This window comes from Streptococcus sp. HMSC071D03 (assembly GCF_001812125.1).
GTDB lineage: Bacteria > Bacillota > Bacilli > Lactobacillales > Streptococcaceae > Streptococcus > Streptococcus pseudopneumoniae_N.
Map to the genome: position 1 here is coordinate 1 of NZ_KV807720.1, position 20,255 is coordinate 20,255.

Here is a 20,255-nt window from a genome sequence, read left to right on the forward strand (position 1 = left end):
TATATTTCTTAGCAAATATGATTCGACCAAACTACGGATCATCGAGAGAATTACTGGAAGCCCTGGGACTTGAAGCCAAAGAAAAGGGAACAGATAACCTTCTAGGAATTGTACCAGCAAAAGAGTTATTCAATCATTCCACGATTGATAAGATCTCTATTGCAGATATGGAGGAGAATCATGAACTTTATCAAAAACACAAAAAGTTTTTCACTGAGCTGGAGCAGACTTTTTCAAAAATTTATGATACAATATAATTATATTTATAAACACAAATACAATTATAAATATAATTAGAAGGAGATTGTCATGGCATTCACACCAAAAGAAAAAGAGATTTCGCAGATTATCGAAGCAACCCACCAACCTGAGCAGGTTTCAGAGGTAGCCAACTTTGAAAGTTTTGAACGCAAAAAGCAATTCCAGTTTACTTTGAAACCAAGCAATCGGAAAAAATTAGATGAGATTGCTAAAGCAGCCGGAGCAAAGTCTGCATCAGATTATCTTGATAGGTGGCTAGAAAGTTTACAATAAAAAAACAGATATAAACATAATTACAACTACAAATATAAATATAAATATAATTATAAAGTCTGTTATTTTTTGTTGTAAAATACCTTCTATTGGTTGCGAGATAATAATCTTGATAACCGTACTGAGCCTGGTTCTTATATCAGGCTTTTATTTTTACCTTGAAATAGAAACAGTTGAACTTCTGAGACTCAACTAAATCACTTTAGTATTTTTCAATAATAAATAGAGCGTTGATTTTAATTTAAAGAAACAGCCTATTTTATTCTTGGAACAAAAATAAATTTGATGACTTGTTTTAAAAATCATACAATTTTCATAAGAATTGAAAGGGAAATGAAAAATTGTATGAAACAATTTGATGAATTGAGATTTAGTAGCCAGGAACAAGAAAAGACAAAACAAAATTTTTTACAGCATATTGCACAGTATGATGAGTCGATAAGCTCTAGTATGAGATCTAAAGGATATCGTTGTAAAAATCAGTCTGAACGTACAGTAGCTTTTACATTTGGAGAAGTGACCTTTTCTAGAAAACGTTGGTATAAGAATGGTGAATGTAGAATACCAGTTGATGAAATGTTAGGATTAGAAAAGAATGTACGTCATTCACAGGAACTATTGTATCAAGCTGCGGTTCTAGCTACAAAACTACCCTATCGTCAGGTAGGAGAGACAATTGAGATGGTTTATAATGTAACTGTCACTAAAGATACCGTCAATAAGGTTGTTAAATTAGCCAATCAATTACTAGAAGAAAAGGATGATTATCGATTTTTTAAAGAAGAGAAGAAGATTGAAAAAATTAAAGCAGATATCATCTACATAGAAGGAGATGGTGTATATGTGAAAACATCTGAAGATGATTCTGAAAAAAAGAATATGGATTTATCACATTTTGTAGTTCATACAGGTTCTAAACAGATTGGCCCAAATCGTTTTGAGCTAGAAAATAAAAAAGAGCTTATCCGATTGGATAATCGCTTAGCTCGTAGAGAATTGTTAGATTTATTGGAAAATGAATATGAAATTACAAATGAGACTGTACTAGTTACCAATTCTGACTGTGGCAAGGGTTATACTCCACATGTATTTACTGAAATTGCTAAATCATTTAATGTTAAGAGGCATGAGCATTTTTGGGACGAATATCACTTGAACAAAGAAATCAAAGAATTTACAAAGTCTTATCCGAGAGAGTTGAGAGAAGACTTATTTCAAGCTATTAGAGAGCATGATAAGAAATTATTAAGGCGTTCACTAGATACTATAGAATCTTTGGTTAGTAGTGAAGAAGGACAAGAAAAATTTGAATATTATTCGAGTAGATTAATTAGAAATTTTCAGTATACGAAACCAGCGGAGATGAGAGGACTTCCAAAGTCAGGTATTGGGATTATGGAGAGCCAGCATAGAAAAATAACGTATAGAATGAAACATAGAGGGATGTATTGGACAAGTGAAGGTGGGATAGCCGTAGCGAATATGATATTGTTAGAACGTGAAGGAAAATTAAGAGATTTATTTTTTGGAGAATGGAAGAGGGACTATGATAAGTATACTTCATTGGATCATATCAGTGCGGATAGTGTTCGACCTAAAAATGACTCTAAAGACTACAAACTTCCCCGTTTACATAAAAATATAGAAAAGATATTTAAGATGAAATAATTTAAGTGCTAATTTTAATGAAAACACAAATATAAATAAGCAAAAATTTCTAGTGAGATTTGGGCTTTTTTGGCGTGGAATAATTGACATTTATCCTGATTTTGGTATAATAGAGATATAAAAACAACGAAAAAAGGAGTTGGAAATGAGCCTCCAACTCCGCAGAGTAACACAAACCTCACTTGTATTACTCAGTCAACTAAAATGATAGCATAAGAAAAAATCATTGTCAAGGGCTGAGCATACAAAAATGTTTAGCCCTTTCGTGTATCTGCATATATTTATATGGGAATTTAGGATTTCTCAAAAATCACGACACATACGTTTTTGCTTTAGCGAGTGCAAGCTAGTCAGAATTGTGGTAAAATAGATAAGATATGACAAAAGAATTTCATCATGTAACGGTCATGCTCCATGAGACCATTGATATGCTAGATGTAAAACCTGATGGTATTTACGTTGATGCGACCTTGGGAGGAGCAGGACACAGCGAGTATTTATTAAGTAAGTTAAGTGAGAAGGGGCATTTATATGCCTTTGACCAGGACCAAAACGCTATTGATAATGCACAAAAACGTTTGGCGCCTTACATTGAAAAGGGCATGGTCACCTTCATCAAGGATAATTTCCGTCATTTGAAGGACCGCTTACATGACTTAGGTGTGACTGAAATTGATGGAATTTGTTATGATTTAGGTGTGTCAAGCCCGCAGTTAGATCAGCGTGAACGTGGTTTTTCCTATAAGAAGGATGCACCACTGGATATGCGCATGAATCAGGAAGCTAGTTTGACCGCTTATGAAGTCGTTAATCACTACGACTACCATGATTTGGTAAGAATCTTTTTCAAATATGGAGAGGACAAGTTTTCCAAACAGATTGCTCGAAAAATTGAACAGGCGCGTGAGCTTAAACCAATCGAGACAACGACCGAGTTGGCAGAGATTATCAAATCTGCCAAACCGGCTAAGGAGCTCAAGAAAAAAGGTCACCCAGCCAAACAAATTTTCCAAGCTATCCGTATAGAGGTCAATGATGAACTGGGGGCTGCGGATGAATCAATCCAGCAGGCGATTGAACTTCTAGCTCTTGATGGAAGAATTTCAGTCATCACATTTCATTCGCTGGAAGATCGCTTGACTAAGCAGTTATTTAAGGAAGCTTCTACAGTTGAAGTTCCTAAAGGTTTGCCTTTTATTCCAGACGATCTCAAGCCAAAGATGGAATTAGTATCTCGGAAGCCGATTTTACCAAGCAAGGAAGAATTGGAAGCCAATAATCGTTCCCACTCAGCAAAGCTACGAGTGGCAAGAAAAATTCACAAGTAAGAGGAAATAATGGCAGAAAACAGAGGAACAACGAGCCAATTGCTACAAGCTCGTATAAAAAAATTTTCACGTGTTGAAAAGGCCTTTTACCTTTCAATTGCCATCACAGCCCTTGTCTTAGCAATCAGTGTAGTCTATATGCAGACTAAACTTTTGCAGGTCCAGAATGATTTGACAACTGTTAACACACAGATTGAAGAGAAAAAGACAGAGCTGGATGATGCTAAACAAGAAGTTAATGAATTAATCCGATCAGAACGTTTGACCGGAATTGCAAATTCACAAGATTTGCAATTAAATAATGAAAATATCCGATCGGCGGAGTAGTAAATGAAAAACTGGAAAGAAAGAATCATACACTTTGCCATTAAGAATCGCAGAACTCCTCTAGAAAACCGCAGACGAGTTGGGAAAAGCCTTAGTCTCTTGGCTGTCATTCTCTTTGCTGTTTTTTTGGTTAACTTTGCGGTGATTATTGGTACGGGAAAGAAGTTTGGTGTTGACCTGGTCAAAGAAGCTTATAAGGTTCATCAAACAACTCGAACAGTCCCTGCTAAGAGGGGAACCATTTATGATCGTAATGGAACTCCCATAGCAGAAGATGCGACCTCTTATAATGTTTATGCTGTAATAGATAAAGAATATAAGTCCGCTAATGGTGATGTTCTTTATGTAGAAGAATCTCAGTACAACAAAGTGGCAGAAATTTTTCATAAATACTTAGATATGGAGGAGACTTACGTCAAAAATCAACTCTCTCAACCAAATCTCAAACAGGTTTCTTTTGGTGCTAAAGGGAATGGGATTACCTATGCTAATATGATGTCCATTAAACAGGACTTAGAATCTGCTAAGGTTGAGGGTATTAATTTTACGACTAGTCCAAATCGAAGTTATCCAAATGGGAAATTTGCCTCATCCTTTATTGGTTTAGCACAGTTACATGAAAATGAAGATGGCACGAAAAGTCTAATTGGGACATCTGGTATCGAGAGTTCCTTAAATAGTTTATTGGCAGGGACAGATGGTATTATTACATACGAAAAAGACCGTCTAGGTAATATTGTTCCTGGTACAGAACAAGTCACCCAACAGACCGTAAACGGGAAAGACGTCTATACGACCCTATCTAGTCCTTTGCAGTCCTTTATGGAAAGTCAAATGGATGCCTTCCAAGGAAAACTAAAAGGCAAGTATATGACTGCGACCTTGGTTAGTGCCAAGACAGGAGAAATTCTGGCCACGACTCAAAGACCGACCTTTGATGCTGATACCAAAGAAGGGATTACAGAGGACTTTGTCTGGCGTGATATCCTTTACCAAAGTAACTATGAACCAGGTTCAACCATGAAGGTCATGACCTTAGCAGCAGCTATAGATAACAACACCTTCCCTGGTGGAGAATACTTTAATAGTAGCGAATTAAAAATAGCAGATGCAACTATTAAGGACTGGGATGTGAATGATGGCTTATCAGCTGGAAGTATAATGACATACTCACAAGGTTTTGATCACTCGAGTAATGTCGGTATGACCTTGCTCCAGCAAAAAATGGGGGATGCCACTTGGTTAGACTATCTCAGTCGTTTCAAATTTGGTGTTCCTACTCGTTTTGGGATGAGTGATGAATATGCCGGACAATTGCCTGAAGACAATATCGTTAGTATTGCCATGAGTTCTTTTGGTCAAGGGATTTCTGTTACTCAGACCCAGATGCTTCGTGCCTTTACAGCAATCGCTAATGATGGGGTCATGCTAGAGCCGAAGTTTATTAGTGCCCTCTATGATCCAAATGATCAGACTGTTCGTAAATCGCAGAGGGAGGTTGTAGGGAATCCTGTTTCTAAAGAAGCGGCTAGTCTGACTCGAGAAAATATGATTTTGGTTGGTACAGATCCTGTTTATGGTACAATGTACAATAAACTTACCGGTAAACCAATCGTTACTGTTCCTGGTCAGACTGTTTCTGTCAAATCTGGAACAGCTCAAATTGCCGATGAGCAAAACGGAGGATATTTAGTTGGGAAAACCAATTATATCTTTTCTGTAGTAACCATGCATCCTTCTGAAAATCCTGATTTTATTCTTTACGTAACAGTTCAACAGCCAGAACACTTTTCTAACCCTTGGTTTGGAGAATTTGCTAATCCTATTCTTGAACGAGCTTCTGCCATGAAGGAATCTCTCAATCTTCAATCTACAGCTAAGAACTTGGATCAGGTAACATCAACAACTAACTATGCAATGCCTGCGACTAAGGATTATAGTGCTGGAGATTTGGCTGAAGAGCTACGACGTAACCTTGTTCAACCAATTGTTATCGGTTCCGGAACAAAAATTAAAGAAAGTTCAGTATCAGAAGGAACCAATCTAGATGCTAATGAAAAAGTTCTACTACTCTCTGACAAGGTAGAGGAGATGCCTGACTTGTATGGTTGGTCTAAGAAGAATGTTGAAACCTTTGCAAAATGGCTCAATCTCGAGGTAGAATATGAAGGCTCTGGACAAACTGTTACGAAACAAAGTGTTCGTGCCAATACAGCTTTAAAAAACATACAGAAAATAAAAATAACATTAGGAGATTAGAATGTTAGTTTCTATCTTTGCTGGAGTCGTTGCTTTTGTTCTTACAGTAGTAGGAATTCCAGTCTTTATCCGTTTTTATCATAAGGCACATATTACCGGTCAGCAGATGCATGAGGACGTGAAACAACATCAGGCTAAGGCCGGAACCCCAACAATGGGGGGGATCGTCTTTCTTATAACGGGTGTCTTAGTTAGTTTAGTTCTTGCTCTTGCGACGAATCAGTTAACCAATAATGCTGGGATGATTCTTTTTATCCTAGTCTTATATGGATTGGTTGGTTTCTTTGATGATTTTCTCAAGGTTTTTCGTAAAATCAATGAAGGACTTAATCCTAAACAAAAGTTCCTGCTTCAATTAATAGGAGGAGTTATTTTCTATCTCTTTTATGAAAGAGGAGGGGATGTTTTAAATGTATTTGGGTATCCATTGCACCTAGGCGTTCTTTACATTTTCTTTGCTCTCTTCTGGTTAGTTGGTTTTTCGAATGCTGTTAACTTGACTGACGGAATTGATGGCTTGGCAAGTATCTCAGTAGTGATTAGCCTATCTGCCTATGGAGTCATTGCTTATGTACAAAACCAATTGGATATTCTCCTAGTGATTCTTGCTATGATTGGTGGTCTTCTTGGTTTCTTTGTCTTTAACCATAAGCCTGCTAAAGTTTTTATGGGAGATGTCGGAAGTCTTGCTCTTGGAGGGATGTTGGCCGCTATTTCTATGGCACTGCACCAAGAATGGACGCTACTCCTGATTGGTATAGTGTATGTTTTTGAAACAACATCTGTCATGATGCAAGTTACCTACTTTAAGTTGACTGGAGGAAAACGTATCTTCCGGATGACACCAGTTCATCACCATTTTGAGTTGGGTGGATTTTCAGGTAAAGGTCAAGCCTGGAGTGAGTGGAAGGTCGATTTCTTCTTCTGGGGAGTGGGCTTGCTTGCTAGTCTCTTGACTTTAGCTTTCATGTATTTATTCTAAAAATAGAATATTGATTATAAGAGAGAAGGATTTATGCCCTTCTCTTTTTCTATTTGTAGCAGTTTATTGCATCCCCATCTCAAAAATAGGTAAATTTATGGTAAAATGGAGATAGAGAGTTGAAATGATGAGTTATTTTAAAAAGTATACATTTGATAAATCTAAGTTTAAGTTAGGGATGCGAACGTTTAAAACAGGAATCGCTGTTTTTTTAGTTCTCATGATTTTTGGTTTTTTTGGTTGGAAAGGACTTCAGATTGGAGCTCTTACTGCAGTTTTTAGTTTAAGAGAAGACTTTGATAAGAGTGTCCACTTTGGGACATCACGTATTCTCGGAAATAGTATCGGTGGTTTTTATGCCCTGATTTTCTTTCTCTTAAATAATCTTTTTCATGGCGCCTTCTGGGTAACCCTTCTTGTTGTTCCGATTTGTACCATGTTAACCATTATGACAAATGTTGCCATGAACAATAAGGCAGGTGTTATCGGTGGAGTTGCGGCTATGTTGATTATTACCCTATCAATTCCGAGCGGAGAGACTGTTTTGTACGTGTTTGCTCGTGTATTTGAAACTTTTATGGGTGTTTTTGCAGCAATTCTTGTAAATTACGATATTGATCGTTTACGGAGCATTTTACTGAAAAAAACAAAATAATGTCACAAGATATAACATTATTGATTGACGATTGATTTTTTTTAGACTATAATAGACAGAAAGAAGAGGAAGTGCACATGAAGGAAAAAGAATTTCGTCGCAATATGGCAGTTTTCCCTATTGGTAGTGTTATGAAGCTGACCGATCTTTCGGCGCGTCAAATTCGTTATTATGAAGATCAGGAGTTGATAAAGCCTGATAGAAACGAAGGTAATCGCCGGATGTATTCTTTAAATGATATGGATCGGTTGCTTGAGATTAAGGACTATATCTCTGAAGGTCTGAACATTGCTGCTATCAAGAAAAAATATGCCGAACGTGAGGCGAAAGCCAAGAAACCAGTTAGTCAAACTGAGGTTCGTCGGGCCCTTCGGAATGAAGTTCTTCAACAAAGTCGCTTTGCTTCTCAACAATCACCTTTTGGTCGCGGTTAGGCAACCGCAAGTCGTCATATATAAGGAGAAAAACCATGCCAATCACAGCTGCAGATATTCGTCGTGAAGTTAAGGAAAAAAATGTAACCTTTATCCGTCTCATGTTTTCAGATATTTTGGGAACAATGAAAAACGTCGAAATTCCTGCTACAGATGAACAACTAGACAAGGTCTTGTCAAACAAGGCTATGTTTGATGGATCTTCTATTGAAGGGTTTGTTCGTATCAATGAATCAGATATGTACTTGTACCCTGATCTGGACACATGGACTGTCTTCCCTTGGGGAGATGAGAACGGTAGTGTCGCAGGATTAATCTGTGATGTCTATACAACAGAAGGAGAGCCATTTGCTGGAGATCCTCGAAGCAATCTTAAACGAGCTCTTCATCACATGGAGAAAGTTGGATTCAAATCATTCAACCTTGGTCCGGAACCAGAATTCTTCCTATTCAAGCTTGATGAAAATGGAGACCCAACTCTTGAGGTGAATGACAAGGGTGGTTACTTTGATTTGGCGCCTACAGACCTTGCTGATAATACCCGTCGTGAGATTGTAAATGTCTTGACTAAAATGGGATTTGAAGTAGAAGCCAGTCACCACGAAGTTGCCGTAGGTCAACATGAGATTGACTTTAAGTACGATGAAGTTCTTCGTGCTTGTGACAAGATTCAAATCTTTAAACTTGTTGTAAAGACAATTGCGCGTAAACATGGTTTGTATGCAACCTTTATGGCTAAACCTAAATTTGGTATCGCTGGTTCAGGAATGCACTGCAATATGTCCTTGTTTGATGCTGAAGGGAACAACGCCTTCTTTGATCCAAATGATCCAAAAGGAATGCAATTGTCAGAAACAGCCTATCATTTCCTTGGTGGTTTGATCAAGCACGCTTACAATTACACAGCTATCATGAACCCGACAGTTAACTCATACAAACGTTTGGTTCCAGGCTATGAAGCACCTGTTTACATCGCTTGGGCTGGTCGTAACCGTTCACCACTTGTCCGCGTTCCAGCTACACGTGGTATGGGAACACGTTTGGAATTGCGCTCAGTAGACCCAATGGCAAATCCATATATCGCAATGGCTGTTCTTTTGGAAGTTGGTTTGCACGGTATTGAAAACAAAATCGAAGCACCAGCGCCAATCGAAGAAAACATCTATATCATGACTGCAGAAGAGCGTAAAGAGGCTGGCATCACAGACCTTCCATCAACTCTTCACAACGCTTTGAAGGCCATGACAGAAGACGAAGTGGTTAAAGCAGCTCTAGGTGAACACATCTACACTAGCTTCCTTGAAGCCAAACGAATTGAATGGGCAAGCTATGCAACCTTCGTTTCACAATGGGAAATTGACAATTACCTAGATCTTTACTAATGATAAATCAGAAAGATTGTCCGTGAGGACGATCTTTTTTTTCTTGCATTTTATATCGAGGTGTGATATATTTTATATAACGAGGTGCGATATATCGAACTAAATAGGAGGTCTGATGAAATGGAATTAACAGATAAGATTAGGCGGGTTTATCTTCCCATGACTGAAACGGGTTTTTATATTTTGTTCTGTCTGCAAAAGGAGAATCATGGCTATGGTATTACTCAAAAGGTTAAAGAGATGACAGATTCACAGGTTTCCATTAGCCCTGGGACCATGTATGGAACCCTGTCAAAGATGGAAAAAGATGGTTTGATTTCCTTTGTTCGAGAAGAGGAAAAACGAAAGATTTATCAGATAACTGACTTGGGTCAGAAAGTTTTAGAAATTGAAGTCAAACGTATTGAACGGCTCTACAGAAATAGTCGGGAGGAGCTTTGATGGAAAAGAAAGTTGTTTATAGAATTGCTACCATTGCGGATTATGATAGAGAGGCTCTCTATCTCAGAGAAATGCATGCTCAAGGCTGGAAACTTAAGGAAGTAAGTTACTCTAACTTAGTAGTTGCGGTTAAGTATACTTTTGAAAAGTGCCAACCAGAGCAGGTGTCTTATCAGTTGGACTTTTATCCTATGAAAAAGTCAGAGAGAGCCTCCTATTTACAACTATTTAAAGACTGTGGTTGGGAGCATATTACAAACTTTAATGGGTTTTCCTACTTTAGAAAAGCACATTCTGAAATTGAGTCGGATGCGGAGTTTGAAATTTATAACGACGTGGCCGGGAAGTTAGCTATGGTCAAACGGATTTTAACGAGGCGGATGCTTCCTATTTTGCTTCTCTTTTTAGCTCTACTACCGGTTTTCACAAAGTTTGTCACTGGAGGTAGTTCTTTCAGTTGGGAAATGTTTTTGATTGTTATAATCGATGGAGTTTTATTGATAGTCCATGCGATTCAGATTTCTTATATTTTTTGGAGATTGAGTCAAAAGTGGAAAGAATTATCTGATAAATAAAACCATTTTGGAGGTTAGACAATGAATAGCAAAGTACAATTTCAAATGTTTACCATTTTTGATTTGGATAAGGTAGAAGATTATTTGCATGAGATGCATTTGAAAGGTTGGAAATTTAAATCGAATCGTTTTGGCTTTTTCTGTTTTGACCAATGCCGACCAGATGATGTGATTTACCGTGTGTGGAATACTAGCTATCTTAGAAAAAATGAGGTAGATTTACAAAGTATTAAGGATAGAGGATGGGAATTTGTGGAAAATTGTTCTTATTCTGTTTTTCGAAAAGCAACTTGTGATGTAGATTTAAATGATCAATCTTTCATGGACAATCGTCTTCGATGGGCTGATGTGAAATCTAGACTTCGTACATCTACAGTTTCTATCTCTGGCGGTCTAGCTATTTGTATGAGCTTGTTTCGCGAAAATCTCTCTCAGTCTTTCTTCCTTATTTTTGCCCTTTATGCCCTCATGATTTTATATCTAATCTATAGTTTTTACAGACTTAAAAAGAAATATCTTGAGAATGTAAGATGATTTTCTAGGTCCTCAGACTGATTTTTAGCACTCTTGGTAAAAGAGTGCTAATTTTTTGAGTTTTTGTCTTGACATTCTTTTCTAAGGGTGTATAATAGAATCATGAGTTAGCACTTGGAGGTTACGAGTGCTAAAAAGATCTATCAGAGAGGAGTAGCGAGATGGTTACAGAACGTCAGCAGAATATTTTAAATCTGATTATTGACATCTTTACCAAAACGCACGAACCTGTTGGATCCAAAGCCTTGCAAGAGTCTATCAACTCTAGTAGTGCTACCATTCGAAATGACATGGCGGCTTTAGAAAAGCAAGGTTTGCTTGAAAAGGCACATACTTCCAGTGGTCGGATGCCGAGTGTAGCTGGATTTCAATACTATGTCAAACACTCCTTATCCTTCGACCGTTTAGCTGAGAATCAAGTTTATGAGATTGTAAAAGCCTTTGATCAGGAATTCTTCAAACTTGAGGATATTCTTCAAGAGGCAACGAGAATCTTGGCAGACTTGAGTGGTTGTACGGTTGTAGCACTGGATGTTGAACCAAGTAGGCAGAAGTTGACAGCTTTTGATATTGTTGTCCTTGGACAACATACAGCACTGGCAGTTTTTACGCTTGATGAGTCTAGAACAGTTACCAGTCAGTTTTTGATTCCGAGAAATTTCTTGCAGGAGGATTTAAATCGCCTCAAGACCATGATTCAAGAGCGTTTCCTGGATCAAACTGTTTTGGATATTCATTACAAGATTCGGACAGAGATTCCGCAAGTTATCCAACGTTACTTTACAACAACGGATAACGTTATGGATCTCGTCGAGCATATATTCAAAGAAATGTTCAATGAAAATATCGTGGTTTCTGGGAAAGTCAATCTTTTGAATTTCGCTAATCTAGCAGCCTATCAATTCTTTGATCAGCCACAAAAGGTAGCTTTGGAAATTCGAGAAAATCTGATTGGCGACCAGATGCAAAGTGTCCGAGTTGCGGATAGCCAAGAATCTTGTCTTGCTGACTTAGCAGTGATTAGCAGTAAGTTCCTGATTCCCTATCGTGGATTTGGAATTCTTGCGATTATAGGTCCAGTTAATCTGGATTATCAACAATTGGTTAATCAACTTAATGTTGTCAATCGAGTTCTAACCATGAAGTTGACGGATTTTTACCGCTATCTTAGCAGTAATCACTATGAAGTGAATTAAAATTGAAATCATTAAAGGAGGCGAAAATGGCCCAAGATATTAAAAATGAAGAAGTAAAAGAAGAGGAAGTTGTTGAAACAGCTGAAGAAACAAGACCTGAAAAGTCTGAATTGGACTTGGCCAATGAACGTGCCGAGGAATTTGAAAACAAATACCTTCGTGCCCATGCAGAAATGCAAAACATTCAGCGCCGTGCCAACGAAGAGCGCCAACTCTTGCAACGCTATCGCAGCCAAGATTTGGCAAAAGCTATCTTGCCATCACTCGATAACCTCGAACGTGCCCTTGCCGTCGAAGGGTTGACAGATGATGTGAAGAAGGGCTTGGAAATGGTCCAAGAAAGTTTGGTACATGCTCTGAAACAAGAAGGTATCGAAGAAATCGCAGCTGATGGCGAATTTGACCATAACTATCATATGGCCATCCAAACTCTCCCAGCAGACGATGAACACCCAGCAGATACCATCGCACAAGTATTCCAAAAAGGTTACAAACTCCATGACCGCATCCTAAGACCGACTATGGTAGTCGTGTATAACTAGGCGGTAAGTCAGAAATCTGTGATTTCGTTGACGCACCCCCGCAAGGGTGATTAGGCTGGTCACAAGCATTTGCGAAGTGAACTGCCAATCAGCTACTGCGTATAATTTCGACTTCTCGTGTCGCAATTTACATAATAAAAACCTTGTCCGAAACGACACTAAACTATGAAGAAAGATAAAAAATTATTCAGCTTTGCAATAGTGAGCGAAGCGAACCATTGGCGATACTCTTCGCCGTGGCGCTATTTGCGCAAACTTTGAGACCTTAGGCTCAAAGTTTAGTCAAAGAGATTGACGAAGTCAAGCTCTGACGGCGCAGCCACCTAAGAAGAGTATCAAAAAGAAAAAAGAGAAAAAATAACAAGGAGAAAAACACATGTCTAAAATTATCGGTATTGACTTAGGTACAACAAACTCAGCAGTAGCAGTTCTTGAAGGAACTGAATCAAAAATCATCGCAAACCCAGAAGGGAACCGTACAACTCCATCTGTAGTCTCATTCAAAAACGGAGAAATTATCGTTGGTGACGCTGCAAAACGTCAAGCAGTTACAAATCCAGATACAGTCATCTCTATCAAATCTAAGATGGGAACTTCTGAAAAAGTCTCTGCAAACGGAAAAGAATACACTCCACAAGAAATTTCAGCTATGATCCTTCAATACTTGAAAGGTTACGCTGAAGAATACCTTGGTGAAAAAGTAACGAAAGCAGTTATCACAGTTCCAGCTTACTTCAATGATGCTCAACGTCAAGCAACAAAAGACGCTGGTAAAATCGCTGGTCTTGAAGTAGAACGTATCGTCAACGAACCAACTGCAGCAGCTCTTGCTTACGGTTTGGACAAGACAGACAAAGAAGAAAAAATCTTGGTATTTGACCTTGGTGGTGGTACATTCGACGTATCTATCCTTGAATTGGGTGATGGTGTCTTTGACGTATTGGCAACTGCAGGGGATAACAAACTCGGTGGTGACGACTTTGACCAAAAAATCATCGACTACTTGGTAGCAGAATTCAAGAAAGAAAACGGCATCGACTTGTCAGCTGACAAGATGGCTCTTCAACGTTTGAAAGACGCAGCTGAAAAAGCTAAGAAAGACCTTTCTGGAGTGACTTCAACTCAAATCAGCTTGCCATTTATTACTGCTGGTGAAGCTGGACCTCTTCACTTGGAAATGACTTTGACTCGTGCTAAATTCGACGATTTGACTCGTGATCTTGTAGAACGTACAAAAGTTCCAGTTCGCCAAGCCCTTTCAGATGCAGGTTTGAGCTTGTCAGAAATCGACGAAGTGATCCTTGTCGGTGGTTCAACTCGTATCCCTGCCGTTGTTGAAGCTGTTAAAGCTGAAACTGGTAAAGAACCAAACAAATCAGTGAACCCTGACGAAGTAGTGGCTATGGGAGCTGCCATCCAAGGTGGTGTGATCACTGGTGATGTAAAAGACGTTGTCCTTCTTGACGTAACGCCATTGTCACTTGGTATTGAAACAATGGGTGGAGTCTTCACAAAACTCATCGACCGCAACACAACAATTCCAACATCTAAATCACAAGTCTTCTCAACTGCAGCAGACAACCAACCAGCCGTTGATATCCACGTTCTTCAAGGGGAACGCCCAATGGCAGCAGATAACAAGACTCTTGGACGCTTCCAATTGACTGATATCCCAGCTGCACCTCGTGGTATCCCACAAATCGAAGTAACATTTGACATCGATAAGAACGGTATCGTATCTGTTAAGGCCAAAGACCTTGGAACTCAAAAAGAACAAACAATTGTTATCCAATCTAACTCAGGTTTGACAGACGAAGAAATCGACCGCATGATGAAAGATGCTGAAGCGAACGCTGAAGCAGATAAGAAACGTAAAGAAGAAGTAGACCTTCGTAACGAAGTAGACCAAGCTATCTTTGCGACTGAAAAGACTATCAAGGAAACTGAAGGTAAAGGCTTCGATGCAGAACGTGATGCTGCACAAGTTGCCCTTGATGATCTTAAGAAAGCTCAAGAAGACAACAACTTGGACGAAATGAAAGCAAAACTTGAAGCCTTGAACGAAAAAGCTCAAGGACTTGCAGTTAAACTCTACGAACAAGCCGCAGCAGCCCAACAAGCTCAAGCAGGAGCAGAAGGCGCACAAGCAACAGGAAACGCAGGCGATGACGTCGTAGACGGAGAGTTTACGGAGAAATAAGATGCAAAGCCCGTTAAAACCTCACAGTGAAAATAGGAAATCTGACGCAGAAACTTTAGTTTCTAGAAAGATTTATCTTTTTCACCAAGAGGTTAGGGCGTGCTCAATTTAGTTGAAACTCAATTCAGCCTTACTAGTTCAAAAACATAGTATAATCGACTTTGTTTTTGAACGTCGTAATGATAAGAAGAAATCCAGAGGTTGCAACCCAGCCTCTGTTTTTCGGTAAAATAGAGGATGTTGCGTATGAAAAAAGTACTTTGTATCATTTATCCTAATTTTTCTCTTTATGAGATAACCACTTTAACAAGTACTTTAGCCCTGTCTTTTGACGTAACAATTGATTATGTGGCTTCAGAACATTCGATAGTTATATCTGAGGATGGCTTACCCTGTCAACCGACCAAAACATTGGATCAAATCCGTATAGAAGAGTATTCTTGTGTGATTTTGCCAGGAATGGTTAACATTGGCCCTGCTCTACAGGATGAAAAATTGATATCGTTTTTGAGAGGTCTTGGTGAGCAAGATGTCTTAATTGCAGCCATTTCTTAAGCGCCACTTTTATTGGCGAAAGCAGGCTTGTTGAAGGACACGAAATTTACAGGTGGAATTTGGCAAAACTTCTTTGACTATTTTGAATTTCTTCCACGTGAGAATTTCCAATCCAAACTGGTTGTTCAAGATAAAAATATCATTACGGCTATAGGCTTTGCGCACCAAGAGTTTGCAAGAAAAGTGATTCTAAGTTTAGGGTTGGCAGAGAATACGGACAACTATTTTAAAGAAAAAAAAGAGTACTCTGAAGAGGATTTGTTATTTACTCTATCAGATGAAGAGTTTGATCAAGTGAAGCAAAGTATAGAAAACACCCTCTAAAGATTTACATAAAAATTATATAAAGGAACAAAGAGTGTTTGGGAAATTGTAGCCGAGCTCTGAAGTTTCTTACTCAATATAAAAGAAAGGAATTGAACCCGACCTACATCGAGGTTTGATTTACAACATCAATAGAAAGGACAAAGAGTGTTCGGGGAATTGAACCCGAGCGGAAAGCTTGGAAATTAGATAAACCGTCTAAGAAATCAGGATTTCTTGTGGGTTTCCTAAATTTCAGTCGCTTTCTGTCCGCTCTTAGTATCTTGTATGAACAATACTGAATTTTACGACCGTTTGGGCGTTTCGAAAAATGCATCTCAAGATGAGATCAAGAGGGCCTATCGGAAATTATCTAAAAAATATCACCCAGATATCAACAAGGATCCTGGTGCTGAGGACAAGTACAAGGAAGTTCAAGAAGCTTATGAAACTTTGAGCGATGAACAGAAACGTGCTGCCTATGATCAATATGGTGCTGCTGGTGCCAATGGTGGTTTTGGTGGTGCTGGCGGTTTCGGAGGCTTCGACGGAGCAGGTGGCTTTGGCGGATTTGAAGATATCTTCTCAAGCTTCTTTGGTGGTGGCGGTGCATCACGTAATCCAAACGCCCCTCGTCAAGGTGACGACCTCCAGTATCGCGTTCATTTGACTTTTGAAGAAGCTATTTTTGGTACAGAAAAGGAAGTCAAATACAATCGTGAGGCAAGTTGTCGTACTTGTAATGGGTCTGGTGCTAAACCTGGAACAAGTCCAGTCACTTGTGGACGCTGTCATGGTTCAGGTGTGATCAATGTTGATACCCAAACACCTCTTGGTATGATGCGTCGCCAAGTAACCTGTGATGTCTGTCATGGCCGTGGTCAAGAAATCAAAGATCCATGTACAACCTGTCATGGAACTGGTCATGAAAAACAAGCCCATAGCGTACACGTAAAAATCCCTGCTGGTGTGGAAACAGGTCAACAGATCCGCCTAGCTGGTCAAGGTGAAGCAGGATTTAACGGTGGACCATATGGTGACTTGTACGTGGTGGTTTCAGTTGAAGCTAGTGATAAGTTTGAACGTGAAGGAACCACTATCTTCTACAATTTGAATCTCAATTTTGTTCAAGCAGCACTTGGTGATACAGTAGACATTCCTACAGTCCATGGTGATGTAGAATTAGTCATTCCAGAAGGAACTCAGACTGGTAAACGATTCCGTCTACGCGGTAAAGGTGCGCCTAGCCTTCGTGGTGGTGCCCTTGGTGACCAATACGTTACTGTCAATGTCGTGACTCCAACAGGCTTGAACGAACGACAAAAAGCAGCCTTGAAAGAATTCGCAGCTGCAGGTGATCTAAAAGTCAATCCAAAGAAAAAAGGCTTCTTTGACCATATTAAGGATGCCTTTGAAGGAGAATAAAGCATAAAGTAAAAAGAGCCGTTGGGCTCTTTTTGTTTGTAGATTTTTAAGACTTTCCTTAGGTAATGACGGACGGTAGCGACCTCTTTGAAGTTCCATACCTAAACTTTGAGCCTAGGTCTCAAAGTTTCCGAACACCTGAAACCAAACTGTTTCAGGTGTTTTCATTACGGCGGAAAGTCTGGGAAAGCATTCGATTTGGTTATGAAATGGTGAATGAGTTGCCTAAATTATGATGTATAGTTGATGGGATATAACTTGTTTACGTTTTAAAAAAGAGCCGTCGGGTTCTTTTTACTTATCTTCAAGTTCCTGCATTTCTTTTATCACAGCTAGTCTAGTTTGGATATCCCTTTCTAAGACTTTAAACTTATAGGTCAAATCTTTTTGATATTCCTTGATGAGTTCTTTTTGTTGGTCGATAATTTGCAGGCTATCTTGGATGATATCCAAGTCATCCTTAATGGCTTCAACGCGATCAGTAGTATCTAGAACTTCTTCAGTGATAGCTTGGCGATTCTTAACGAGGAGGTATGAACCGACTGCAGAGCCTGCAAAAAGTAGTAAATTTGATAGTTTCATAGTGACTCCTTAAGCGTTTTTGATTGTTTCAGCGACTTGAGCAAGTTTGTCGAAGTCTGGTTCATGTGCGATAAAGTCAATTTTTAGGTCGTCATCTGCACCATAACGAGGAACTAGATGGACATGGGTATGAAAAACGGTTTGTCCAGCGACTTCTTCGCAGTTGGCGATGATATTCATACCTTCAGCTTTGGTAGCTTTCATGACTTTTTGAGCAATCTTTGGTACTTGGGCGAAAAGTTGGCTAGCACTTGTAGCATCCATTTCTAAAAGATTGCGGTAGTGTTCTTTTGGTACGACCAAGGTGTGACCAGGTGTTACTTGTGAGATATCAAGGAAGGCAAGAACTTGATCATCTTCGTAAACCTTTGATGCGGGAATCTCCCCTGCGATAATTTTACAAAAAATGCAATCTGACATAAAATCTACCTCTACTGTATTGAATTTTGATATAATATAGCTACATTATACCAGATTTGGAGAAAATATGTTAGAAATTAAAAACCTGACAGGGGGCTATGTTCATGTCCCTGTCTTGAAAGATGTGTCCTTTACAGTCGAAAGTGGACAGTTGGTCGGTTTGATTGGTCTCAATGGTGCAGGAAAATCAACGACCATCAATGAAATTATTGGACTTTTGACACCTTATAGTGGAGAAATAAACATCGACGGACTAACTTTACGTGACAATCCTCGAGAATATCGTCAGCAGATTGGTTACATTCCTGAAACTCCTAGTTTGTACGAGGAATTGACTCTCAGAGAACATATCGAGACGGTTGCTATGGCTTATGGTATTGAGCAGAAAGTAGCTTTTGAGCGAGTAGAATCCTTGTTAAAAATGTTTCGTTTGGACCAGAAATTGGACTGGTTCCCTGTTCATTTTTCAAAAGGGATGAAGCAGAAGGTCATGATTATCTGTGCTTTTGTAGTGGATCCGAGTCTCTTTATCGTCGATGAACCTTTCCTTGGTCTTGATCCCTTGGCTATTTCTGACTTGATTCAGCTTCTGGATCTTGAAAAGAAAAAAGGGAAGTCTATCCTCATGAGTACCCACGTTCTTGAATCTGCTGAAAAAATGTGTGATTCTTTTGTTATTCTTCACAAAGGTCAAGTGAGAGCTAAAGGGGATCTTGAAGAGTTGAGACAAGCTTTTGCTATGCCTCAAGCAAGTCTCAATGATATCTATTTGGCTTTGACCAAAGAGGAGGACCGATGAAAGACTTGTTTCTAAAGCGAAAGCAGGCATTTCGTAAAGAGTGTGTCGGTTATCTGCGCTATGTGCTCAATGACCATTTTGTCTTGTTTTTACTGGTCTTGGTAGGTTTTCTAGCCTATCAGTATAGTCAACTGCTCCAGCATTTTCCTGAGAATCACTTACCAATCCTAGGTTTAATTGGGATTGTCTCTGTTTTACTCTTACTTTGGGGTGGGATAGCGACCTATGTGGAAGCGCCTGATAAGCTCTTTCTCTTAGTAGCTGAAGAAGAAGTAAGAGAACATATCCAAAAGCACAGCCTAGTTTCCTTCATCTTTTGGGTTAGTGTACAGACTCTCTTTTTGCTTCTTTTTGCCCCTCTATTTTTAGCCATGGGCTTGGGCTTAGGAGTTTTTGGTGTTTATGTTCTTCTTTTGGGAGTCGGGAAATATTTCCTGTTTCAGAAAAAGGCTGGCAAGTTTTTTAGTGCAAATCATCTTGACTGGGACTATGTGATTGCCCAAGAAAGTAAACGCAAGCAGTTCTTGCTTCGCTTCTTTGCCCTCTTTACCCAAGTCAAGGGAATTTCAAACAGCGTCAAGCGTCGTGCCTATCTAGACTTTATTCTTAAAGTTGTTCAGAAGGTGCCGAGCAAGATCTGGCAGAACCTCTATCTTCGTTCTTATCTGCGAAATGGAGACCTCTTTGCCCTCAGCCTTCGTCTCCTCTTCCTATCCTTGCTGGCGTTGATCTTTATCGAGCAAGCTTGGATAGCCGCAGCAGTAGTGGTTTTATTTAACTATCTCTTGCTCTTTCAGTTGCTGGCCCTCTATCATGCCTTTGATTACCAATATTTGACCCAACTTTTCCCGCTAAACAAGGGACAAAAGGAAAAAGGGTTACAGGCAGTTGTCCGAGGATTGACTGGTTTTGTTTTATTGGTTCAACTGCTAGTTGGGTTGATTACCCTCCAAGAAAAACTAGCCCTTTTAGCTCTCCTTGGAGCTGGATTGGTCTTACAAATTTTGTATCTCCCTTATCAGGTGAAACGCCAGATGCAGGATTAAATCTTATAAGGTTAGAAAAAAATGAGGTTGGGACAAAAGATCCCGACCTCACTTTTTATTAGCAATCA

Annotated in this window: 20 protein-coding genes and 2 pseudogenes; 20 read left to right on the forward strand and 2 right to left on the reverse strand. The window is 39.2% G+C overall.

Annotated elements, in window-relative coordinates; translation table 11 throughout:
* The 18 genes and pseudogenes from HMPREF2837_RS03075 to dnaJ all read left to right on the forward strand — a co-directional run.
* Nucleotides 1–257: pseudogene (locus HMPREF2837_RS03075) on the forward strand (ParA family protein); the annotation flags it as partial.
* 52 nt (nucleotides 258–309) lie between these two features.
* Nucleotides 310–534 carry a hypothetical protein gene (locus HMPREF2837_RS03080; RefSeq protein WP_050262561.1) on the forward strand — a complete coding sequence of 75 codons (225 nt, stop codon included), beginning with the start codon at nucleotides 310–312 and terminating at the stop codon, nucleotides 532–534.
* Between the two features lie 345 nt (nucleotides 535–879).
* A complete protein-coding gene (locus HMPREF2837_RS03085; protein ID WP_075230630.1) occupies nucleotides 880–2,202 on the forward strand; it encodes an ISLre2 family transposase in 1,323 nt (440 codons plus the stop codon).
* 377 nt (nucleotides 2,203–2,579) lie between these two features.
* Nucleotides 2,580–3,530: a 16S rRNA (cytosine(1402)-N(4))-methyltransferase RsmH gene (gene rsmH, locus HMPREF2837_RS03090; RefSeq protein WP_075230631.1), complete on the forward strand. Its 951-nt coding sequence runs from the start codon at nucleotides 2,580–2,582 to the stop codon at nucleotides 3,528–3,530.
* A 9-nt stretch (nucleotides 3,531–3,539) separates the two neighbouring features.
* Nucleotides 3,540–3,857, forward strand: coding sequence for a cell division protein FtsL (ftsL, locus tag HMPREF2837_RS03095; protein WP_070460255.1), 318 nt, complete (start codon nucleotides 3,540–3,542; stop codon nucleotides 3,855–3,857).
* Between the two features lie 3 nt (nucleotides 3,858–3,860).
* On the forward strand, nucleotides 3,861–6,116 hold the full coding sequence (gene pbp2X, locus HMPREF2837_RS03100) for a penicillin-binding protein PBP2X (protein WP_075230632.1): 2,256 nt from the start codon (nucleotides 3,861–3,863) through the stop codon (nucleotides 6,114–6,116).
* Between the two features lies 1 nt (nucleotide 6,117).
* Complete coding sequence (gene mraY, locus HMPREF2837_RS03105; protein ID WP_075230633.1) at nucleotides 6,118–7,098, forward strand: phospho-N-acetylmuramoyl-pentapeptide-transferase; 981 nt, start codon at nucleotides 6,118–6,120, stop codon at nucleotides 7,096–7,098.
* 127 nt (nucleotides 7,099–7,225) lie between these two features.
* Nucleotides 7,226–7,753 (forward strand): FUSC family protein, encoded by a 528-nt coding sequence (locus HMPREF2837_RS03110; protein ID WP_070460249.1) that lies wholly within the window; start codon nucleotides 7,226–7,228, stop codon nucleotides 7,751–7,753.
* A 77-nt stretch (nucleotides 7,754–7,830) separates the two neighbouring features.
* Nucleotides 7,831–8,187: a transcriptional repressor GlnR gene (gene glnR / locus HMPREF2837_RS03115; protein ID WP_000659542.1), complete on the forward strand. Its 357-nt coding sequence runs from the start codon at nucleotides 7,831–7,833 to the stop codon at nucleotides 8,185–8,187.
* Between the two features lie 35 nt (nucleotides 8,188–8,222).
* Nucleotides 8,223–9,569 (forward strand): type I glutamate--ammonia ligase, encoded by a 1,347-nt coding sequence (glnA, locus tag HMPREF2837_RS03120; RefSeq protein WP_075230045.1) that lies wholly within the window; start codon nucleotides 8,223–8,225, stop codon nucleotides 9,567–9,569.
* Nucleotides 9,570–9,689: 120 nt separating this feature from the next.
* Nucleotides 9,690–10,010 carry a PadR family transcriptional regulator gene (locus HMPREF2837_RS03125; RefSeq protein WP_070460245.1) on the forward strand — a complete coding sequence of 107 codons (321 nt, stop codon included), beginning with the start codon at nucleotides 9,690–9,692 and terminating at the stop codon, nucleotides 10,008–10,010.
* Entirely contained in the window at nucleotides 10,010–10,585 is a 576-nt protein-coding gene (locus tag HMPREF2837_RS11850) for a DUF2812 domain-containing protein (protein ID WP_075230634.1), read from the forward strand. The genes HMPREF2837_RS03125 and HMPREF2837_RS11850 overlap by 1 nt, the downstream gene beginning before the upstream one ends.
* 21 nt (nucleotides 10,586–10,606) lie before the next feature.
* The gene (locus HMPREF2837_RS03135; RefSeq protein ID WP_049548350.1) at nucleotides 10,607–11,119 is read left to right on the forward strand and encodes a DUF2812 domain-containing protein; all 513 of its coding nucleotides are present in this window, start codon (nucleotides 10,607–10,609) and stop codon (nucleotides 11,117–11,119) included.
* A gap of 161 nt (nucleotides 11,120–11,280) precedes the next feature.
* Nucleotides 11,281–12,315, forward strand: coding sequence for a heat-inducible transcriptional repressor HrcA (gene hrcA / locus HMPREF2837_RS03140; RefSeq protein WP_049548351.1), 1,035 nt, complete (start codon nucleotides 11,281–11,283; stop codon nucleotides 12,313–12,315).
* A 26-nt stretch (nucleotides 12,316–12,341) separates the two neighbouring features.
* Nucleotides 12,342–12,857, forward strand: coding sequence for a nucleotide exchange factor GrpE (gene grpE / locus HMPREF2837_RS03145; protein ID WP_049548352.1), 516 nt, complete (start codon nucleotides 12,342–12,344; stop codon nucleotides 12,855–12,857).
* A gap of 376 nt (nucleotides 12,858–13,233) precedes the next feature.
* Entirely contained in the window at nucleotides 13,234–15,057 is a 1,824-nt protein-coding gene (gene dnaK, locus HMPREF2837_RS03150; protein WP_049548353.1) for a molecular chaperone DnaK, read from the forward strand.
* A 246-nt stretch (nucleotides 15,058–15,303) separates the two neighbouring features.
* Nucleotides 15,304–15,936 (forward strand): annotated as a pseudogene (locus HMPREF2837_RS11390) (DJ-1/PfpI family protein).
* A gap of 267 nt (nucleotides 15,937–16,203) precedes the next feature.
* Nucleotides 16,204–17,340, forward strand: coding sequence for a molecular chaperone DnaJ (gene dnaJ, locus HMPREF2837_RS03160; RefSeq protein ID WP_001066325.1), 1,137 nt, complete (start codon nucleotides 16,204–16,206; stop codon nucleotides 17,338–17,340).
* 294 nt (nucleotides 17,341–17,634) lie between these two features.
* On the opposite strand, the gene HMPREF2837_RS03165 is transcribed toward dnaJ, so the two are convergent.
* Both HMPREF2837_RS03165 and HMPREF2837_RS03170 read right to left on the reverse strand, forming a co-directional pair.
* A complete protein-coding gene (locus HMPREF2837_RS03165) occupies nucleotides 17,635–17,922 on the reverse strand; it encodes a hypothetical protein (RefSeq protein ID WP_049548355.1) in 288 nt (95 codons plus the stop codon).
* Nucleotides 17,923–17,931: 9 nt separating this feature from the next.
* A complete protein-coding gene (locus HMPREF2837_RS03170) occupies nucleotides 17,932–18,342 on the reverse strand; it encodes an HIT family protein (protein WP_049548356.1) in 411 nt (136 codons plus the stop codon).
* Between the two features lie 67 nt (nucleotides 18,343–18,409).
* Between HMPREF2837_RS03170 and HMPREF2837_RS03175 the strand changes: the two genes are divergently transcribed.
* Both HMPREF2837_RS03175 and HMPREF2837_RS03180 read left to right on the forward strand, forming a co-directional pair.
* Nucleotides 18,410–19,141 carry an ABC transporter ATP-binding protein gene (locus tag HMPREF2837_RS03175; protein ID WP_049548357.1) on the forward strand — a complete coding sequence of 244 codons (732 nt, stop codon included), beginning with the start codon at nucleotides 18,410–18,412 and terminating at the stop codon, nucleotides 19,139–19,141.
* Nucleotides 19,138–20,187, forward strand: a complete 1,050-nt coding sequence (locus HMPREF2837_RS03180; RefSeq protein ID WP_049548358.1) for an ABC transporter permease — start codon at nucleotides 19,138–19,140, stop codon at nucleotides 20,185–20,187. Before HMPREF2837_RS03175 ends, HMPREF2837_RS03180 begins: the two co-directional genes overlap by 4 nt.
* Nucleotides 20,188–20,255: the final 68 nt, after the last annotated feature.

Excerpts from the sequence above, each read along its gene's own strand:
- HMPREF2837_RS03080 (WP_050262561.1), top strand. The coding sequence starts at position 310 with ATGGCATTCACACCAAAAGAAAAAGAGATTTCGCAGATTATCGAAGCA.
- HMPREF2837_RS03085 (WP_075230630.1), top strand. The coding sequence starts at position 880 with ATGAAACAATTTGATGAATTGAGATTTAGTAGCCAGGAACAAGAAAAG.
- rsmH (WP_075230631.1), top strand. The coding sequence starts at position 2,580 with ATGACAAAAGAATTTCATCATGTAACGGTCATGCTCCATGAGACCATT.
- ftsL (WP_070460255.1), top strand. The coding sequence starts at position 3,540 with ATGGCAGAAAACAGAGGAACAACGAGCCAATTGCTACAAGCTCGTATA.
- pbp2X (WP_075230632.1), top strand. The coding sequence starts at position 3,861 with ATGAAAAACTGGAAAGAAAGAATCATACACTTTGCCATTAAGAATCGC.
- mraY (WP_075230633.1), top strand. The coding sequence starts at position 6,118 with ATGTTAGTTTCTATCTTTGCTGGAGTCGTTGCTTTTGTTCTTACAGTA.
- HMPREF2837_RS03110 (WP_070460249.1), top strand. The coding sequence starts at position 7,226 with ATGAGTTATTTTAAAAAGTATACATTTGATAAATCTAAGTTTAAGTTA.
- glnR (WP_000659542.1), top strand. The coding sequence starts at position 7,831 with ATGAAGGAAAAAGAATTTCGTCGCAATATGGCAGTTTTCCCTATTGGT.
- glnA (WP_075230045.1), top strand. The coding sequence starts at position 8,223 with ATGCCAATCACAGCTGCAGATATTCGTCGTGAAGTTAAGGAAAAAAAT.
- HMPREF2837_RS03125 (WP_070460245.1), top strand. The coding sequence starts at position 9,690 with ATGGAATTAACAGATAAGATTAGGCGGGTTTATCTTCCCATGACTGAA.
- HMPREF2837_RS11850 (WP_075230634.1), top strand. The coding sequence starts at position 10,010 with ATGGAAAAGAAAGTTGTTTATAGAATTGCTACCATTGCGGATTATGAT.
- HMPREF2837_RS03135 (WP_049548350.1), top strand. The coding sequence starts at position 10,607 with ATGAATAGCAAAGTACAATTTCAAATGTTTACCATTTTTGATTTGGAT.
- hrcA (WP_049548351.1), top strand. The coding sequence starts at position 11,281 with ATGGTTACAGAACGTCAGCAGAATATTTTAAATCTGATTATTGACATC.
- grpE (WP_049548352.1), top strand. The coding sequence starts at position 12,342 with ATGGCCCAAGATATTAAAAATGAAGAAGTAAAAGAAGAGGAAGTTGTT.
- dnaK (WP_049548353.1), top strand. The coding sequence starts at position 13,234 with ATGTCTAAAATTATCGGTATTGACTTAGGTACAACAAACTCAGCAGTA.
- dnaJ (WP_001066325.1), top strand. The coding sequence starts at position 16,204 with ATGAACAATACTGAATTTTACGACCGTTTGGGCGTTTCGAAAAATGCA.
- HMPREF2837_RS03165 (WP_049548355.1), bottom strand. The coding sequence starts at position 17,922 with ATGAAACTATCAAATTTACTACTTTTTGCAGGCTCTGCAGTCGGTTCA.
- HMPREF2837_RS03170 (WP_049548356.1), bottom strand. The coding sequence starts at position 18,342 with ATGTCAGATTGCATTTTTTGTAAAATTATCGCAGGGGAGATTCCCGCA.
- HMPREF2837_RS03175 (WP_049548357.1), top strand. The coding sequence starts at position 18,410 with ATGTTAGAAATTAAAAACCTGACAGGGGGCTATGTTCATGTCCCTGTC.
- HMPREF2837_RS03180 (WP_049548358.1), top strand. The coding sequence starts at position 19,138 with ATGAAAGACTTGTTTCTAAAGCGAAAGCAGGCATTTCGTAAAGAGTGT.